This window comes from Streptomonospora salina (assembly GCF_014204715.1).
In the GTDB taxonomy this organism is placed as follows: domain Bacteria; phylum Actinomycetota; class Actinomycetes; order Streptosporangiales; family Streptosporangiaceae; genus Streptomonospora; species Streptomonospora salina.
The window spans coordinates 1,873,499-1,888,526 of record NZ_JACHLY010000001.1 but is presented as its reverse complement, the minus strand read 5'-3'; the positions used below and the strand labels follow the sequence as shown (position 1 = coordinate 1,888,526).

Here is a 15,028-nt window from a genome sequence, read left to right as displayed (position 1 = left end):
GGGTGTACGCCGCAGTCGCGGGTCCTCCTCCGGAGACGACGAAGGCCCGGGCGGTCGCGATGCCGCCCGGGCCCGGTGTTCCGGCGGACCGGACTCAGCTGACGCCGAGGCCCTTCTCGTCGTGCACGTCGATGACGGAGCAGCCGTCGGGGGCGACGCCCGAGGCCTGGAGCACGTCGACGCACACCGGGACGGTGATGTTCTGCACGTCGGCGTTGTTGTCGGCGCTGGCGGTGCCGGCCATGGCGCCGAAGGCGAGAGCGGTGGCGGCGACGAGGCCGGAGACCTTGGCGATGCGGTTCATGGGATTCCTCTCGGACATACGGGAAGCTTCTGGGGACGGCGTTGCTCTCCGCCCCGCGATTAGAAACGTAACGTAGTCGTCCGGATGCGTCACGTCATTACGGGCAGAACGTCGACGATTATTTAGTCCGTGAACTGCGAGGATCCGGCTTTCCGCGCAGAACGGGCGTGTCGCCCCTCGCCGCCGAGCGCCGCGGCACCTCCGGCCGCGGGCGTGCGGCGTCGGCGTGTCGGCGCCCCGGACTTCGGTGCGGGCATGCGAACGGCCCGCGTGCTCGGCACGCGGGCCGTCGAGCCGTTCGGGCGGCGCCTCGGTCGGACCCGTCCCCGATCCGCAGGCGCCGGCGCGCTTACGGCCGGATCCGTTTCACCAGCCCTGCTGGCCGTAGCCCGGGTACTGCTGCCCATAGCCGGGCTGCTGCTGTCCGTAACCCGGCTGCTGCTGTTGCCCGTAACCGGGGTACTGCTGCTGGCCGTAGCCCGGGTACTGGTACTGCTGCTGGTAGCCCTGGCCGTACTGCTGCCCGGTCTGGTACTGGTAACCGCCGTAGGGGTCCTGGTGCTGCGGCTGCGCACCGGCGGGGTAGTGCTGATAAGCCGCCTGCTGCCCCGTCGTGGGGTACCCGGGTGCCTGCTGGCCGCCCGCTGCCTCCGGGCGGAAGATGAACAGGCGCGACGCCGCGCCGCCCTCGTCCGGGCTGGGGGTGATCTGATCCAGCCGCCACCCGGTTTCCTCGATCCCCTCCAGGATGCGGGTCAGACCGGGGCGGACCTTGCTGGACGCCTCATCGTAATTGTCGATGTCCAGCTGCACGATGAACATCCGGCGCTTCTGCTGCGCGGCGACCTTCGCGTGCTCGACGACAGTGCTGTCCCTCACGACCTGCGTGACGCTCATTTCACCCGTACCCATCTGCTCTGTGCGGCGCTCGCCTGCCTGTTGAGCGTTGCCCGCCATCCACGTCAGCCGAGGAGCCACTCCGCCGGGCACGTCCGCACCCATCATGCCTCTTTTGCGGGAGTTCTAGCCAGAAACCCCCGACGGGTCAGGATCCGGCGGCCTCGACCGCATCTGCGATCGGCGTGGACCCGCTCACCAGCTCAAGCACCTTTCCGACGGTGGAGGGCTCGTCGATCAGCGCGACGATCACCGCGGCGACGTCCGCGCGCGGGATCTCCGCCCGCTCCACCTCCGGCGCAAGCAGCACCGCCCCGGTTCCCGGATCCTCGGTGAGCCGGCCCGGGCGCAGGATCGTCCAGTCCGTCTCCAGGCTGCGCTGGCGCAGATCGTCGTCGGCCGCGCGCTTGGCCTCGACATAGGCGGCCCACACCGGCTCGGCGTCCGGCGCCGGGCCTTCGTCCACTGCGATGGCCGAGACCATGATGTAGCGCCGAACACCGGCCAGCGAGGCCGCGTCGGCCAGCAACCGAGCGGAGTCGCGGTCGACGGTGGACTTGCGCTCGGCGTCGCTGCCGGGCCCGGCACCGGCGGCGAAAACGACCCCATCGGCGCCCATCACCTTCTCGGCGAGCTCGGTGACGGTGGCGCTCTCCAGGTCGATCACGACGGGCTCGGCACCGGCCGCGCGCACGTCGTCGGCATGGTCGGGATTGCGGATGAGGCCGACCGGCGTGTCGCCGCGCTCGGCCAGGAGCCGTTCGAGCCGCAGCGCGATTTTGCCGTGTCCTCCGGCGATGACAATACGCATACCCGCAGGGTATTCCCTTGCGCCGACACCGTCCGCGCGGCGGCCCGCATCGATGCGGAGCCGCGGCCACTGCGGCCCGCCCGCTCAAGACGCGCCGAAGCGCTCCCGCAGCACGCGCTTCAGCAGCTTTCCGCTGGCATTGCGCGGAAGTTCGTCGACGGCGTGCACGCGTTTGGGCGTTTTGAACCCTGCGAGGCGCCCGCGCACGAACGCGATCAGCTCGTCTTCGCCGACCCGGTCCTTCAGCACCGCGACCGCGGTGACCGCCTCGCCCCAGGCGGCGTCGGGGACCGCGATCACCGCCGCCTCGGCGACCGCGGGGTGCTGGTACAGCACGTCCTCGACCTCCCGGGGCGCGACGAGCACGCCGCCGCTGTTGATCACGTCCTTCACCCGGTCCACGATCGTGAAGTAGCCCTCGGAATCGCGCCGCGCGACGTCGCCGGAGTGGAACCAGCCGTCGCGGAACGCCTCGGCGGTCTCCTCGGGCTTGTCCCAGTAGCCCGCGCACAACTGCGGGGACCGGTAGACGACCTCGCCGCGCTCGTCCGGGCCGACGTCGCCTCCGCGATCGTCGACCAGGCGCGCCTCGACGAACAGCACCGGGCGCCCGCAGGACTCCATCCGCCCCTCGACGTGCTCCTCAGGGCGCAGCACGGTGGCCAGAGGGCCGATCTCGCTCTGCCCGAAGCAGTTGTAGAAGCCGATCCCCGGATGGCGCTCCCGGATCCGCTCCAGCACCGGAACCGGCATGATCGCCGCGCCGTAGTAGGCCTTGGCCAGCCCGGACAGGTCGCGGACGGAGAAATCGGGGTGGTCGGACAGCGCCGCCCAGACGGCGGGCGCGGCGAAGAACGCCGTGACGCCGGTCTCCTCGATGCGGCGCAGCAGGTCGGCGGGCTCGGGCTTCTCGACGACCTCGCTGTAGGCGCCCGCAGCCAGGGCCGGCATCAAGAAGACGTGCATCTGCGCCGAGTGGTACAGCGGCAGGGCGTGCAGCATGCTGTCGTTCTCGGTGATGTCGAGGCTGTGCAGGCAGCTGAGGTACTCGTGCACCAGCGCGCGGTGGGTCATCATCGCGCCCTTGGGCCGGGAGGTGGTGCCGGAGGTGTAGAGCAGTTGGACCAGATCGGTGTCGCCGACTTCGGCGAACACCTCGCCGGGGGCGTCGGGGTCGCGCGCCACCTCCAGCACCGACTCCTCGGCTCCCCGCAGCGCGAGCACCTCCCGCGCCGGGATCTGCGAGCGGACCTCCTCGACCCGCCCGGCGAGCTTGGCGTCGGCCAGTACGACGATGCTGCCCGACTGCCACAGCAGGTAGCTCAGTTCGGCGCCGCCGAGGTTGTGGTTCACCGGAACATGGATCAGGCCGGCGCGGGCGCAGCCCAGAAACGCCAGCAGGTAGGCGTCGGAGTTGTGGCCGTAGGCGGCCACCCGGTCGCCGCGGGTGAGCCCGAGGCCCAGCAGCCACGCCGCGACCCGCGTCGCCCCCTGATCGAGCTCGGCGAAGGTCCATTCGCGGTCGCCGAAGCGCAGCGCGGTCCGGTCGGGAACCCGAGCCGCGGTCCTGCGCACCACGCCGTCGACCGTGCTCGCTCTGGTCTGTGCCGTCTCACCGGCTCCCATGCCGCCTCCCACCGTGTCGAGCGCCGGTGCCGCCCCTCCTGCGGCATCACGCACCCCCAACCTAGGCCGCGGGACGGCACGGAGGCCAGACACGACCGGCGGCCTGTGGACGGATCGCCGCACGGCAGAACGAGAACTGTTCGGCGCGTGCAGCCGCCCCGGTCGGAGTCCGTCCGGCCCCGGCCTCCGCCCCGGCGCTCGGCGGGACCGGCCGTGCGACGGGGCGGGCGGCCGCGCATGCGCGCAGCCGCCCGCCGCCGTCCTCGTCGGCGTCTACCGCCGGATCAGCCCGAGTGGTTCACCGTCCAGGTGTCGCCGCTGGCCAGCAGCGACTCCAGCTCGGCGTGGCCGCTGCGCTCCGTGCGGGCGTCGGCCAGCTGGTCGTTCATCCGCCCGTCGTAGGTAGGCCGGTCCACGTCGCGGAACACCCCGATCGGCACGTGCTCGAACGCCGGGTAGTCCATGCGCGAGAGCGCGAACGCATAGCCGGGGTCCTGCCGGTGCGCGTCGTGGCGCACGAGCGCGTCCTCACCCACGTCGGCGACATCGGCCGTCTGCAGCTCGCCGTAGTCGCCCTGCACGACGCCCCGGTCGGATCCGATGCGCAGCGGCTCCCCGTGCTCCATGCGCAGCAGCCGCATGTCGCGCTCGCTCGCGTCCTTCAGCGGCCCGAACGCGTCGTCGTTGAAGATCGGGCAGTTCTGGTAGATCTCCACGAACGAAGCGCCCTGATGATCGGCGGCCGCCCGCAGCACACTGGTGACGTGCTTGCGGTCGGAGTCGACGGTGCGGGCCACGAACCCGGCCTCGGCGCCCAGCGCCAGCGACACCGGGTTGAACGGGGTGTCCAGCGATCCCGCCGGCGAGGACTTGGTGACCATGCCGGATTCCGACGTCGGCGAGTACTGCCCCTTGGTCAACCCGTAGATGCGGTTGTTGAACAGCAGCACGTTGACGTTGACGTTGCGGCGCAGCGCGTGGATGAGGTGGTTGCCGCCGATGGACAGGCCGTCGCCGTCGCCGGTGATCACCCACACCGACAGGTCGGGGCGGCTCGACGCCAGCCCGGTGGCGATCGCCGGCGCCCGGCCGTGGATCGAGTGCATCCCGTAGGTGCTCAGGTAGTAGGGGAACCGTGAGGAGCACCCGATGCCCGAGACGATCACGATGTTCTCGCGCGGAACGCCCAGCTCCGGAAGGAACCCCTGGAAGGCCGCGAGGATCGCGTAGTCGCCGCAGCCCGGGCACCACCGCACGTCCTGATCGGACTTGAAGTCCTTCATCTTGTATTCGGTATCGGTGCCGGGGACCAGGCTCAGGCCCTTGAAGCCCGAGCCCGTCCCATTGCCGTTGCCCTCAGACACGGTCGATGACCTCCTGAATCACGCCCGCCAGCTCTTCGGCCTTGAACGGCAGGCCGCGGACCTTCGTGTAGCCGATGACGTCGACCAGGTACTTGCTGCGCAGCAGCGTCCCCAGCTGGCCGAGGTTGATCTCGGGGACGATCACGCGGTCGTAGGACCGCAGGACCTCGCCCAGGTTCTCCGGGAAGGGGTTGAGGTGGCGCAGGTGGGCTTGGGCGACCTTGCCGCCCGCGCGCCGCACCCGGCGCACGCCCGCGCCGATCGACCCGTAGGTTCCGCCCCAGCCGAGGATGAGGACGTCGGCGTCGCCCGTGGGGTCGTCGACCTCCAGCTCCGGGATGTCCCGGGCGATGCCGTCGACCTTGGCCTGGCGGGAGCGCACCATCAGGTCGTGGTTGGACGGGCTGTAGGAGATGTTGCCGGTGCCGTCGCTCTTCTCGATGCCGCCGATGCGGTGCTCCAGCCCGGCCGTTCCCGGCACCGCCCACGGACGGGCCAGTGTTTCGGGGTCGCGGTCGTAGGGCCGGAACTCGCTCTGCCCGTCGGAGGCGGCGGCGAAATCGACAGTCAGGTCGGGCAGGCCGGCGACGTCGGGGATGCGCCAGGGCTCGGAGCCGTTGGCCAGGTAGCCGTCGGAGAGCACGATCACCGGAGTGCGGTACTTGGTCGCGATGCGGGTGGCCTCGATCGCGATGTCGAAGCAGTCCGACGGCGACTGCGGCGCCACCACCGGAACCGGGGACTCGCCGTTGCGCCCGAACATCGCCATCAGCAGGTCGGCCTGCTCGGTCTTGGTGGGCATGCCCGTGCTCGGCCCGGCCCGCTGCACGTCGATCACCAGCAGCGGCAGCTCGGTCATCACCGCCAGGCCCAGGGACTCGGCCTTGAGCACCATCCCCGGCCCCGACGTCGTGGTGACCCCGAGCGAACCGCCGAACGCGGCGCCCAGCGCCGCACCCACGCCGGCGATCTCGTCCTCGGCCTGGAACGTGCGCACGCCCATGTGCTTGTGCTTGGAGAGTTCGTGCAGGATGTCCGACGCGGGCGTGATGGGGTAGGAGCCCAGGAACATCGGCAGCCCCGACAGCTGCGATCCCGCGATCAGCCCATAAGAGATCGCCAGATTGCCCGTGATGTTGCGGTACGTGCCCTCGGGCAGCGTGGCCGGCTTGATCTCGTAGGAGACGGCGAAGTCCTCGGTGGTCTCACCGAAGTTCCACCCCGCCTCGAACGCTGCCACGTTGGCGGCCAGGATCTCGGGCTTGCCGGCGAACTTGGACTTCAGAAAGCCCAGAGTGCCCTCGGTGGGCCGGTTGTACATCCACGAAAGGAGCCCCAGCGCGAACATGTTCTTCGCGCGCTGGGCGTCCTTCTTGGAGATGTCGAACTCTTCCAGCGCCTTGACGGTCATCGAGGTCAGGGGAACCTGGCTGACCTTGTACTCCGACAGCGAGCCGTCCGACAGCGGATCGCTGTCGTAGCCCACCTTGGCCATGCTGCGCTTCGTGAACTCGTCGGTGTTGACGATGATCGTCGCGCCGCGCGGCACGTCCTCCATGTTGGCCTTGAGCGCTGCGGGGTTCATGGCCACGAGGACGTTGGGGGCGTCGCCCGGCGTCATGATGTCGTGGTCCGCGAAGTGGAGCTGGAAGCTGGAGACGCCCGGCAGAGTGCCCGCCGGTGCGCGGATCTCCGCGGGGAAGTTCGGCAGGGTCGACAGGTCGTTCCCGAAGGACGCCGTCTCCTGGGTGAACCTGTCTCCGGTCAGCTGCATGCCGTCGCCGGAGTCGCCTGCGAAGCGGATGATGACGCGATCGATCTGCTGGACCTGCTTGGTCACGGGGATCGCCGACCTCCTCGTCGAGCCGCCGTATGGGGTCGACGGCTCAGGTTGGCAGAGTCCTCACCACCACGTTTTCGACCGGCAGGGCCGGAGGGTGGCCGGACACGGTATTTCGAGCGGGGACCTGACCTGGGCACCGGCGCGCAGCCGTACCGCGGCTGTGGCGCGCCCGCCGACGGAGCGGCAGGGATCCGAGCGGGCTCGGCGCCCTTGCCGAGAAGCCGTTCGGCCGGCGGCGGCCGGTGCGTGGATGGGCGCTGTGTCAGGGACAACAAGGCTCGCGTGCTATGCGCACGAGGTCCACGTGCCGCCGACCGGTGAGCGGAACCCCCGGTTCGGCGGTCGTCGAAAGAAAAGCGGCCACTCTCGCACTATAGGCGGTCGCTCCCGCCGCAATCGAAGCGAGTGGGCGATTTCACAGCAGGAAGGCCCGTGTTCGGGAGGAAACCGCGGCTTTCCCAGAGGCGGGAATGCCCCGCCCGCGCGGAGCGGCCGCGGGGGATCGCGGCGCCGACGGGTCCGAGCGGGGTCCGGCGGGTTCGCCTGCCGAAACGGGAACGCGAGGGATCGATCCGCGCGTTTGCTCCCCAGAAGTGGCCTGGAGGGGGCCCGGGACCGAGGGAGGCCAGGAGCCGTGCAGCTCAACACGATCCGCGCAGCGGCCCTGCTGGTCGGGGTCTCGGCTCTGGTCGTGGTGGCGAGCTGGCTCGCCGGGGGAGTACAGGGGCTGCAGATCGGCATCGTCGCGGTGGTGGGGCTCACCGCCGTCGTCTTCCTCTTCGGCGACAGCCTGGCGCTGCGCGCGATGCGTGCGCGACCGGTCAGCGAGATCGAGCAACCCGACCTGTACCGGATCGTGCGCGACCTGGCGACTCGGGCGCGCCAGCCGATGCCGCGGGTCTACCTCTCGCCCACCGCGGCGCCCAACGCCTTCGCCACCGGCCGCAGCCCGCGCTGCGCTGCCGTGTGCTGCACCACCGGCCTGCTGCGCACCCTCAACGAGAGCGAACTCCGCGGAGTCCTCGCCCATGAGCTCGCGCACATCCGCAACCGCGACACCCTGGTGTGCGCGGTGGCCGGAGCCATCGCGGCGGCGATCACGTCGCTGACCGCGCTCGCGCTGCTGCTGCCGCTGGGCGACTCCGAGGACGAGGACGTTCCCAGTGTGCTCGGCGCCCTGCTGTTCCTGGTGCTGGGACCGATGGCGGCGGGCGTCATCCGGCTGGGGGTGCGCCGCTCGCGCGAATACCGCGCCGACCGCGCCGCCGCGGAGCTGACCGGCGAACCGCTGGCGCTGGCCGCCGCGCTGCGCAAGATCGACATCGGCACCCGCACCCACCCCCTGCCGACCGAGCGCCCGCTGCTGGCGGTGAGCCATCTGATGATCGCCCACCCGTTCCCGCAGCGCGGCCTCAACAAGCTCTTCGCGGCCCACCCGCCGGTCCAGGACCGCATCCGCCGCCTGCGGGACCTCTCCGAGCGCTGGGGCGGCATCTGACCTTCCGCCGGCCGCAGAGGGCGCCCCCCGCGGCCGGCGGCACGCGAACCGCACGGCGTCTGGCGGACGGGGGCAGCCTCACCGGTAGTTCACGAACTGCAGCGCGATGTCCAGATCCTTCTCCTTGAGCAGGTTCTGCACGGTCTGCAGCTCGTCCTTCTTCTTGGAGCTGACGCGCAGCTCGTCGCCTTGGATCTGGGCCTTGACGCCCTTGGGGCCCTCGTCGCGGATGATCTTGGAGATCCTCTTGCCGTCCTCGGTGGAGATGCCCTCCTTGAGGGAGACCGCCAGCCGGTACTCCTTGCCCGAGGCCTTGGGCTCCTCGTCGGTGTCGAGGACCTTCAGCGACACGCCGCGCTTGACGAGCTTCTCTTTGAACACGTCCAGGGCGGCCTTGACCCGCTCCTCGGCGTTGGCGCGGATCTCCACCGCCTGTTCGCCCTGCCAGACCACGGTGGCTCCGGTGCCCTTGAAGTCGAAGCGCTGCGCGAGCTCCTTGGCCGCCTGGTTCAGCGCGTTGTCGATCTCCTGGCGGTCGAGCTTGGACACGACGTCGAAACTGGATTCAGCGGCCACGTGCGCTCACACCTTCGAACAAATGCGGTTCCAGGGCCGCGAGGTCCGCGGCCCGCGCTGTCGGCGCAGCCGTGCGCCGTGTGAGGCCGCAGGCTGCGACAGGGCCCGAGCTTAACCGGGGGCCGCCTCCGCCCGCGCGGAGCACCCGCATCCTGCTCGCGTGGGGCCCGCCTACGGCCCGCGTGCGGCTCGCCTCTGGCCCGCCTGCGGAACCGATTTCGTATCCGGGCGCCATATCCGCTAGTGTTTCTTCCGCGCCGCGACGAGGAGTCGCCGCACCCCAGGCAGGTTGCCCGAGCGGCCAAAGGGAGCGGTCTGTAAAACCGCCGGCTCAGCCTTCCAAGGTTCGAATCCTTGACCTGCCACCCACGGGAAACCCCCGCTGATCTGCACAGATGTGCGGACGTGCGGGGGTTCTTCTGTATCCGGCATGTGCAGCCGTAGGCCACCCGCAGTAACCCTGTGCGGCTGGTTGCGGAATATCCGCGGAACGATTCCGCGCGTGCTGTCGCAGGTCAGCCCGGACGCACGAAGGGGGTCCCGGCATCCGGAACCCCCAGCTCTGCGGGCGATCTCACCCGTTGTCGCCATCCAGGACCCGTTCAATCCGCGCGTTGGCGATCGCGTCGTCACCGTCGAGGCATTTCGCGTAGACCCGATGGAGGACGGCCACCGAGTGCCCGGCGCGCTCGGCGACCTTGGCCGCCGGCACCCCCGAGTTGAGCCACGTCGACACGGCCGCATGCCGCAGGTCGTATGGGCGCAGGGCGAGGGGAGTGGCGACCCTGTCCGGTGGCAGGGCGATCGCGCGGGCTTTGCTCCAGACCGGGTACAAGTTCGTGCGGGGCGCGCTGCTCTTCGTGCAGGAGTACTGCATGCGGTGTACCGTCCGGCCCCGGATTCGAGCGGGGGCGGTTTCGGTGAGTCGCCGGTGCGGGCTGCATAGTCTCGGCCGGGTGACGTCATAGTCTCCGACTCAACACTCAACTCTCTCCTCGGCGTCTCTGTGATCGATCGAGTACGGCGTATGAGTATCGGCTGCGCACCGAACACAGTGCGTAATCGACGATCACTGGCTGGAGACCACGCCGATGGCCCGAAACAGGCGCCGCGCCGCATGGAAGTACTGGGGGTACCTGCCGTTCGCAGGTGCCCTCCTAGGGTGGCTCAACCCCGAGGTCGGTACGGGGGTCATCCTGGTACTGGCCGCAATCTCCATGTTCTACTTCTTCTTCCAGGTCCCTCGCCCCTGCCAAGCGTGGAACCGTCGTGAGCAAGGCCGCTGCCGCAACAACGCCTCTGGTTTGCTGCGGGGATGCCACTTTCAAGAGCACAAGTGGCAGAACCTGAGCATGCTGCTGAACTACCGTCGCTGGCGCGAACTGGGGGCCAGCCTCTGGGCCAGCTGGAAGACCGCACTACCTGCCTTGGCCAACGTCGCCACGATCGCTACCGGTGTTTCCGCCGCCTTGGTGTTCTTCATCGCTCAGCCCAAGTAGCCGGCGGGTTCCGACAGCAGGGGCGGGCTTGATCCGGACCCTTCGTCGGTCTTCGTCGGCCACCGGCCGCGGCGAAGTTGCGCGCCAGCTAGCGTCATCGCAGGTCACCCCATGGTTGCGCGAGTCCTGTAAGACCGCCGGCTCAGCCTTCCAAGGTTCGAATCCTTGACCTGCCACCCAGCGGGAACGCGCCCTGACCAGGGAGTACACGGTCAGGGCGCGTTTTGCTGCCGTCCGGCTGCGTCCCACCGTGTCCGGCTGAGGTTGGCCGGTCGCGGCGAATACGCGGTGATGACCCCGCGCTCGTTCTCGCCGGTCAGTTCGGTGCCTGGCGAAGGAGCGCTATCCCCACGCCCAGCGTCCAGAGCGTCGCGAGCCCGACGAACGGAAGCAGCAGCGCGAACGAGGCTCCGGGGAGCTGCAGGAACAGCGCCGTTCCGCCCGCGAACCATCCGAGGGTCCCGACGACCCCGGTCCAGGACAGCACGCGCGGGTACTGCCGACTGTGCAGCATCGCCAGGGCGTACAGGGCCAGCGCCAGGCCGAGCAGGGCCTGGGCCAGGATCGACGTGCCTCCGACGAGTCCTTCCACGACCCGGATGTCGGCGAGCGCCGTGGCGCCGCGCTCGCCGGACGCCCACTCCTGGGCGAGCACCCCGCTGCTGAGCCCGTCGTGGGCGTAGGTCACGGCGAAGACCGCGGCCGCCGTGATCAGGACGGGCTCCGCCATCCGGGCGGCCGCCCTGCTGACCGGGTCCCGCAGGGTGCGGTCGGCGGCCGGGAACGCCACAGCCCAGCACAGCGTCCCGAGTACGGCGAGCAGGGCCGCGGCGAACCACGGATGCCCGGCGACGTGGTCGAGGACTCCGGCTGGATCGCCGCGCGGAATCTCCGCTCGCTGCTGCAGGAGACTGCCGACGGTGGTCGCGACGGCGCCGGCCGGCGCCAGGACTCCGGCGGTCACCGCCCGGAACCGCTGCGTCCGGCCGTCGTCCGCCACCCGCTCGGTCGCCGTCTCCGGCACGGGTTCGGCCATGGTCCTCATCCCCCTTCCGTGCGTGCCGTGTGCGGTGTCGTGCGGAAACGGTCCCGCCGTCCGGGGAATCTCCGCATCCGGGCCGGGCCTGGATTTCCGATCGGGGAATTCCCGATATCCGTCCTCAGGGGCACCGATCGGAAATACGCGGCGAAGGCGGACGTGTCGGTCACCGCCTGACGGGATTCCCCGGAAAGGGGGCGCGCGGCGTCCCGGAGTCCGGCGGCGGCCGTGGAGAACACCGGCTGGGGATCGGAGGAACCACCGGGTTCCGGGGAGCGGCCGCGGCTAGGCTCGGAGCGGCCGCTCGGCCCGTCGTCCCGACGCCGCGGTCCGCCTCTCCGGCCTATGCACGCCGCTTGTTCTGCGCCGATGCGCATTTCGTCATGCCCGGAACCGGCCGTGCCGGCGCCACGGCGGATCGGCCGCCGTGGCGGGGGAGCTGCGGGGCGTGCCGGGTGTGCAGCGGCGTGTCGCCGCGGGCGGCGGAAGTACGCCCGGAATGCCCGAGGCAAATCGGACTTTGTTTCAGTGCCGCGGCGTCACGGTCACTTCAAACCATTCGGAAAGGCGGGTAAATTTATTCCGGTAGATTAGTCCACGCTCCCGGTAAATAAGGGATCAGCGGATGAACCGGACATATCGATTTCACTGGTTTCGGCGTTGACAAAAACAGTCCGGGGAGTCGATGATTGCTTCCGTCCACCGCGACAACGGGCGCCTCGATGCGTCTTTCTCCAGCACCTCGTATTGATAATTCCGGGGGAATCGTGATGAAGAAGTTGACCGCTGCCGGTCTGCTCGCCGGCGCCGCGATGGGCGCTGTGCTGATGGCTGGCCCCGCGCACGCCGGAGGCCCCTACGGGGGCGACCAGCAGTTCAACCAGAACCTGCAGGTCGTGCCGATCCAGCTCTGCAACACCAACGCCTCGGTGCTCGGCGCGACCGTGCCGGTGCTGTCGCCGCAGACCACGGGCGACTGCACCAACGGCCCCAGCACCGCCAACGTCGACTGACGGCGCGGACCCGCTTCATCCACTTTCCATGCGTTTCACAGTAAGAAGGGAATTCCCTATGCTGCGCAAGCTGGGAATCGCCGGCGTGATCGCCGGTGCGGCCCTCGGGGCCGTTGTCGCCGCCTCTCCCGCCAACGCGGGCTCTTACGGGGGCGACCAGCAGTACAACCAGAACCTGCAGGGTGTGGCCGCGCAGTCCTGCAACGCCAACGTCGGCGCTGCGATCGGCGTGACCGTGCCGGTGCTGTCGCCGCAGACCACGGGCGACTGCACCAACGGCCCCGTTTCGGCCAACGTCGACTAGGAGAGGTGATCCGGATGCTGCGCAAGCTGGGAATCGCCGGCGTGATCGCCGGTGCGGCCCTCGGGGCCGTTGTCGCCGCCTCTCCCGCCAACGCGGGCTCTTACGGGGGCGACCAGCAGTACAACCAGAACCTGCAGGGTGTGGCCGCGCAGTCCTGCAACGCCAACGTCGCCGCTGCGATCGGCGTGACCGTGCCGGTGCTGTCGCCCCAGACCACGGGCGACTGCACCAACGGCCCCGTCTCGGCCAACGTCGACTAGGAGCTGGTCGAGAGATGCTGCGCAACCTCGTCGCAGCGGGAACGGTCGCCGGTGCCGCCCTCGGGGCGCTCCTGCTGGCCGGCCCCGCGCAGGCGCAGACCCACGGCGGCGACCAGCAGTTCGATCAGAACCTGCAGGTCCTGCCCGTCTCCGTCTGCAACGCCAACGTGGCCGTGCTCGGGGCCACCGTGCCGGTGCTGTCGCCGCAGACCACGGGCGACTGCACCAACGGGCCGTCGGCGGTGAACCTGGACTCCCAGGACGCCTACGACGCCATCCCCGAGGGCCACGCGCACGAGTAGTGGTCGCGCGGCGCGGCGCCGCCTGAGGCCGGTGCGCCCCACGGCGGCGCCGCTGTGCGGATCCGCGCTCAGCAGGCCTGCGTCCCCCGGCACCCGCGGGTGCCGGGGGACCGCTGTGTGTCGGGCCCCGTCCGCAGCGGCGGACGCCGCGCATTTCCCCGTGCACATCCCGGCGAAGGCCGGCGACCAGGAGGATCCCATGCGCACCGACGCCCCGGCCGCCCGCGCCGCGGCGGCGCTGTTCCTGACCGCCCAGCTCGGCGGCTGCGCCGCGGTCCCGGACGGGCGCGGTGACGGGCAGGACGCTTCACCCGCCGCGCCTCCGTCGGCCACGGCGGGGATGGGACCGCGCGACGAGGCGTCCGCGCCGGCCGAGCCCCCGGATCGGATCTTCGTCTTCAACACCTACGGCAGCGAGCAGGGCGAGTCCGAACGCCGGCCCGAGAACCTCGTCGCCACCCCTTCCACGAGTTTCACCGGCCTGGAGTGGAGTTCCTGGGGCGGGGGCCCTGCGACCGCCGACGGGCGAGTCCGGGGCACCTGGTGCCTGCCCGAATGCCAGGACAGCCCCTACCCGGTGCGCGTCGAACTCAGCGGCGCCGAGGTCGTCGACGGCACCGCCTTCTACGCGCACTACTCCTTCGCGGGACGCGCCGGTTTCCCCGACGGGATGCGCGACCGGGTGAGCGAGGTCGGTACCGGTCGGCTGACGCTGCCCTCGGCGTGGTGACCGCGGCCTCGGCGGCGCGGCCGCCGCCGCAGCGCGACGGCATCGCACGAGAAATACCCGTCTCGGTTTCATCGCAGGTCAAACGGGTTCGACCGGTCCGATTGCGGCCGCGGATCCCCAGGTTCGGTCCGCGACGGTGGCCAGGGGTCTTTAGTCTGCTGAGTTGTGGGTGTCTCAGCGGATCAGGCGAGAACGGAGGGTCCCGGCGGCGGAGCCGCAGGGGCCCGGCAACGGGTGCCCGGGCGCACACGGGCGGACGGGCCGGTGCCCCGGCACGGCCGTGCCGCCCTGCTGCGCCTGGCGGCCTGGTTCGAGGACGCCGACCCCCGCTCCGCCCACGAGATCTGCTCCGCGGCCTTCGCCGTGCACGGCGCGACCCACCTCGGCGGCCCCGGCGAGGACCCGGTCGGAGCCGCGTCCAGCTGGTGGACGGCGCCGCTGGCCGACGGCGCGGCCGCACGCCTGGCCAACGCCCTGCCCGCCGCCGAAGTCCGCGACCACGCCGAGCAGCGCTCCCGGCTGCGCGACGCCGCCGAGTCCTCCGCCCACTGGCGCCGCTCGGCCGCCCAGGAGCTGCGCCGGGTCCTGTCCGAGGCGACCGGCGGCGACTCCCGTATCCGGCTCTCCACGCCCGCTATGGAGGTCCTGATGGAACTGCTCACCGCCGCGCTGGGGACCGGTGACGCGACACGCCACCCCGTCTCGGCCGGCGACCTCGAACTCGGCGTCCGCCTGCACATCCGCCACGACCCCCGCGCGGCCATCACCCTGCGCGGCGCCGACGGCGATCTCGGCCTCGAAGGGCTACGCCTGCGAGTGACCTCCTTCGACGCCCCCGACGAGACCGCCGAAATCCCCGACGCCGAATCCCGCTCCCGCCCCGCACCCGCTTCCGGCACCCCGCTGCCGTTCGCACGCGAAGACTGAGGCGCCCCGCCGGCCCGCCGGCGCGAGCGCACCGC

At 70.7% G+C, this 15,028-nt stretch carries 17 protein-coding genes and 1 tRNA gene; 9 read left to right on the top strand and 9 right to left on the bottom strand.

Annotation, left to right across the window (positions count from 1 at the left end; translation table 11 throughout):
• Window positions 1–94: 94 nt before the first annotated feature.
• The 6 genes from HNR25_RS08460 to HNR25_RS08435 form a co-directional block, all read right to left on the bottom strand.
• On the bottom strand, window positions 95–304 hold the full coding sequence (locus HNR25_RS08460; RefSeq protein ID WP_184638994.1) for a hypothetical protein: 210 nt from the start codon (window positions 302–304) through the stop codon (window positions 95–97).
• A 366-nt stretch (window positions 305–670) separates the two neighbouring features.
• Window positions 671–1,201 (bottom strand): hypothetical protein, encoded by a 531-nt coding sequence (locus HNR25_RS08455; protein WP_184634127.1) that lies wholly within the window; start codon window positions 1,199–1,201, stop codon window positions 671–673.
• Between the two features lie 148 nt (window positions 1,202–1,349).
• A complete protein-coding gene (locus tag HNR25_RS08450) occupies window positions 1,350–2,012 on the bottom strand; it encodes an SDR family oxidoreductase (protein ID WP_184634126.1) in 663 nt (220 codons plus the stop codon).
• Window positions 2,013–2,096: 84 nt separating this feature from the next.
• Window positions 2,097–3,638 (bottom strand): fatty acyl-CoA synthetase, encoded by a 1,542-nt coding sequence (locus HNR25_RS08445; protein ID WP_184634125.1) that lies wholly within the window; start codon window positions 3,636–3,638, stop codon window positions 2,097–2,099.
• Window positions 3,639–3,922: 284 nt separating this feature from the next.
• A complete protein-coding gene (locus HNR25_RS08440) occupies window positions 3,923–4,921 on the bottom strand; it encodes a 2-oxoacid:ferredoxin oxidoreductase subunit beta (protein ID WP_184638992.1) in 999 nt (332 codons plus the stop codon).
• 73 nt (window positions 4,922–4,994) lie between these two features.
• Window positions 4,995–6,842, bottom strand: coding sequence for a 2-oxoacid:acceptor oxidoreductase subunit alpha (locus HNR25_RS08435; RefSeq protein ID WP_184634124.1), 1,848 nt, complete (start codon window positions 6,840–6,842; stop codon window positions 4,995–4,997).
• 637 nt (window positions 6,843–7,479) lie between these two features.
• On the opposite strand from HNR25_RS08435, the gene HNR25_RS08430 reads away from it, so the two are divergent.
• Window positions 7,480–8,343, top strand: a complete 864-nt coding sequence (locus HNR25_RS08430) for a M48 family metalloprotease (protein WP_184634123.1) — start codon at window positions 7,480–7,482, stop codon at window positions 8,341–8,343.
• Window positions 8,344–8,421: 78 nt separating this feature from the next.
• Here HNR25_RS08430 and HNR25_RS08425 read toward each other — a convergent pair whose 3' ends face one another.
• Complete coding sequence (locus tag HNR25_RS08425; RefSeq protein ID WP_184634122.1) at window positions 8,422–8,919, bottom strand: YajQ family cyclic di-GMP-binding protein; 498 nt, start codon at window positions 8,917–8,919, stop codon at window positions 8,422–8,424.
• A 283-nt stretch (window positions 8,920–9,202) separates the two neighbouring features.
• Between HNR25_RS08425 and HNR25_RS08420 the strand changes: the two genes are divergently transcribed.
• Window positions 9,203–9,284, top strand: a tRNA-Tyr gene (locus HNR25_RS08420).
• Window positions 9,285–9,493: 209 nt separating this feature from the next.
• Here HNR25_RS08420 and HNR25_RS08415 read toward each other — a convergent pair.
• On the bottom strand, window positions 9,494–9,796 hold the full coding sequence (locus HNR25_RS08415; RefSeq protein ID WP_312862417.1) for a site-specific integrase: 303 nt from the start codon (window positions 9,794–9,796) through the stop codon (window positions 9,494–9,496).
• 214 nt (window positions 9,797–10,010) lie between these two features.
• Between HNR25_RS08415 and HNR25_RS08410 the strand changes: the two genes are divergently transcribed.
• The gene (locus HNR25_RS08410) at window positions 10,011–10,418 is read left to right on the top strand and encodes a hypothetical protein (protein ID WP_184634121.1); all 408 of its coding nucleotides are present in this window, start codon (window positions 10,011–10,013) and stop codon (window positions 10,416–10,418) included.
• Window positions 10,419–10,734: 316 nt separating this feature from the next.
• Here HNR25_RS08410 and HNR25_RS08405 read toward each other — a convergent pair whose 3' ends face one another.
• Complete coding sequence (locus HNR25_RS08405) at window positions 10,735–11,454, bottom strand: DUF4386 family protein (protein WP_184634120.1); 720 nt, start codon at window positions 11,452–11,454, stop codon at window positions 10,735–10,737.
• A gap of 770 nt (window positions 11,455–12,224) precedes the next feature.
• On the opposite strand from HNR25_RS08405, the gene HNR25_RS08400 reads away from it, so the two are divergent.
• The 6 genes from HNR25_RS08400 (at window position 12,225) to HNR25_RS08375 (ending at window position 14,993) form a co-directional block, all read left to right on the top strand.
• Window positions 12,225–12,470, top strand: coding sequence for a cousin-of-CoaP protein (locus HNR25_RS08400; RefSeq protein WP_184634119.1), 246 nt, complete (start codon window positions 12,225–12,227; stop codon window positions 12,468–12,470).
• A 58-nt stretch (window positions 12,471–12,528) separates the two neighbouring features.
• Window positions 12,529–12,774 (top strand): cousin-of-CoaP protein, encoded by a 246-nt coding sequence (locus HNR25_RS08395; protein ID WP_184634118.1) that lies wholly within the window; start codon window positions 12,529–12,531, stop codon window positions 12,772–12,774.
• A 14-nt stretch (window positions 12,775–12,788) separates the two neighbouring features.
• Entirely contained in the window at window positions 12,789–13,034 is a 246-nt protein-coding gene (locus tag HNR25_RS08390) for a cousin-of-CoaP protein (protein WP_184634117.1), read from the top strand.
• 14 nt (window positions 13,035–13,048) lie between these two features.
• Window positions 13,049–13,336 (top strand): cousin-of-CoaP protein, encoded by a 288-nt coding sequence (locus HNR25_RS08385; RefSeq protein WP_184634116.1) that lies wholly within the window; start codon window positions 13,049–13,051, stop codon window positions 13,334–13,336.
• 199 nt (window positions 13,337–13,535) lie between these two features.
• Complete coding sequence (locus tag HNR25_RS08380) at window positions 13,536–14,066, top strand: hypothetical protein (RefSeq protein WP_184634115.1); 531 nt, start codon at window positions 13,536–13,538, stop codon at window positions 14,064–14,066.
• A gap of 264 nt (window positions 14,067–14,330) precedes the next feature.
• Window positions 14,331–14,993 (top strand): DUF2397 family protein, encoded by a 663-nt coding sequence (locus tag HNR25_RS08375; RefSeq protein ID WP_312862416.1) that lies wholly within the window; start codon window positions 14,331–14,333, stop codon window positions 14,991–14,993.
• Window positions 14,994–15,028 lie beyond the last annotated feature (35 nt).

What these genes read in the sequence shown, in the direction of transcription:
- HNR25_RS08460 (WP_184638994.1), bottom strand. Translation starts at nt 304, where the DNA reads ATGAACCGCATCGCCAAGGTCTCCGGCCTCGTCGCCGCCACCGCTCTC.
- HNR25_RS08455 (WP_184634127.1), bottom strand. Translation starts at nt 1,201, where the DNA reads ATGAGCGTCACGCAGGTCGTGAGGGACAGCACTGTCGTCGAGCACGCG.
- HNR25_RS08450 (WP_184634126.1), bottom strand. Translation starts at nt 2,012, where the DNA reads ATGCGTATTGTCATCGCCGGAGGACACGGCAAAATCGCGCTGCGGCTC.
- HNR25_RS08445 (WP_184634125.1), bottom strand. Translation starts at nt 3,638, where the DNA reads ATGGGAGCCGGTGAGACGGCACAGACCAGAGCGAGCACGGTCGACGGC.
- HNR25_RS08440 (WP_184638992.1), bottom strand. Translation starts at nt 4,921, where the DNA reads ATGAAGGACTTCAAGTCCGATCAGGACGTGCGGTGGTGCCCGGGCTGC.
- HNR25_RS08415 (WP_312862417.1), bottom strand. Translation starts at nt 9,796, where the DNA reads ATGCAGTACTCCTGCACGAAGAGCAGCGCGCCCCGCACGAACTTGTAC.
- HNR25_RS08410 (WP_184634121.1), top strand. Translation starts at nt 10,011, where the DNA reads ATGGCCCGAAACAGGCGCCGCGCCGCATGGAAGTACTGGGGGTACCTG.
- HNR25_RS08405 (WP_184634120.1), bottom strand. Translation starts at nt 11,454, where the DNA reads ATGGCCGAACCCGTGCCGGAGACGGCGACCGAGCGGGTGGCGGACGAC.
- HNR25_RS08395 (WP_184634118.1), top strand. Translation starts at nt 12,529, where the DNA reads ATGCTGCGCAAGCTGGGAATCGCCGGCGTGATCGCCGGTGCGGCCCTC.
- HNR25_RS08390 (WP_184634117.1), top strand. Translation starts at nt 12,789, where the DNA reads ATGCTGCGCAAGCTGGGAATCGCCGGCGTGATCGCCGGTGCGGCCCTC.
- HNR25_RS08385 (WP_184634116.1), top strand. Translation starts at nt 13,049, where the DNA reads ATGCTGCGCAACCTCGTCGCAGCGGGAACGGTCGCCGGTGCCGCCCTC.
- HNR25_RS08380 (WP_184634115.1), top strand. Translation starts at nt 13,536, where the DNA reads ATGCGCACCGACGCCCCGGCCGCCCGCGCCGCGGCGGCGCTGTTCCTG.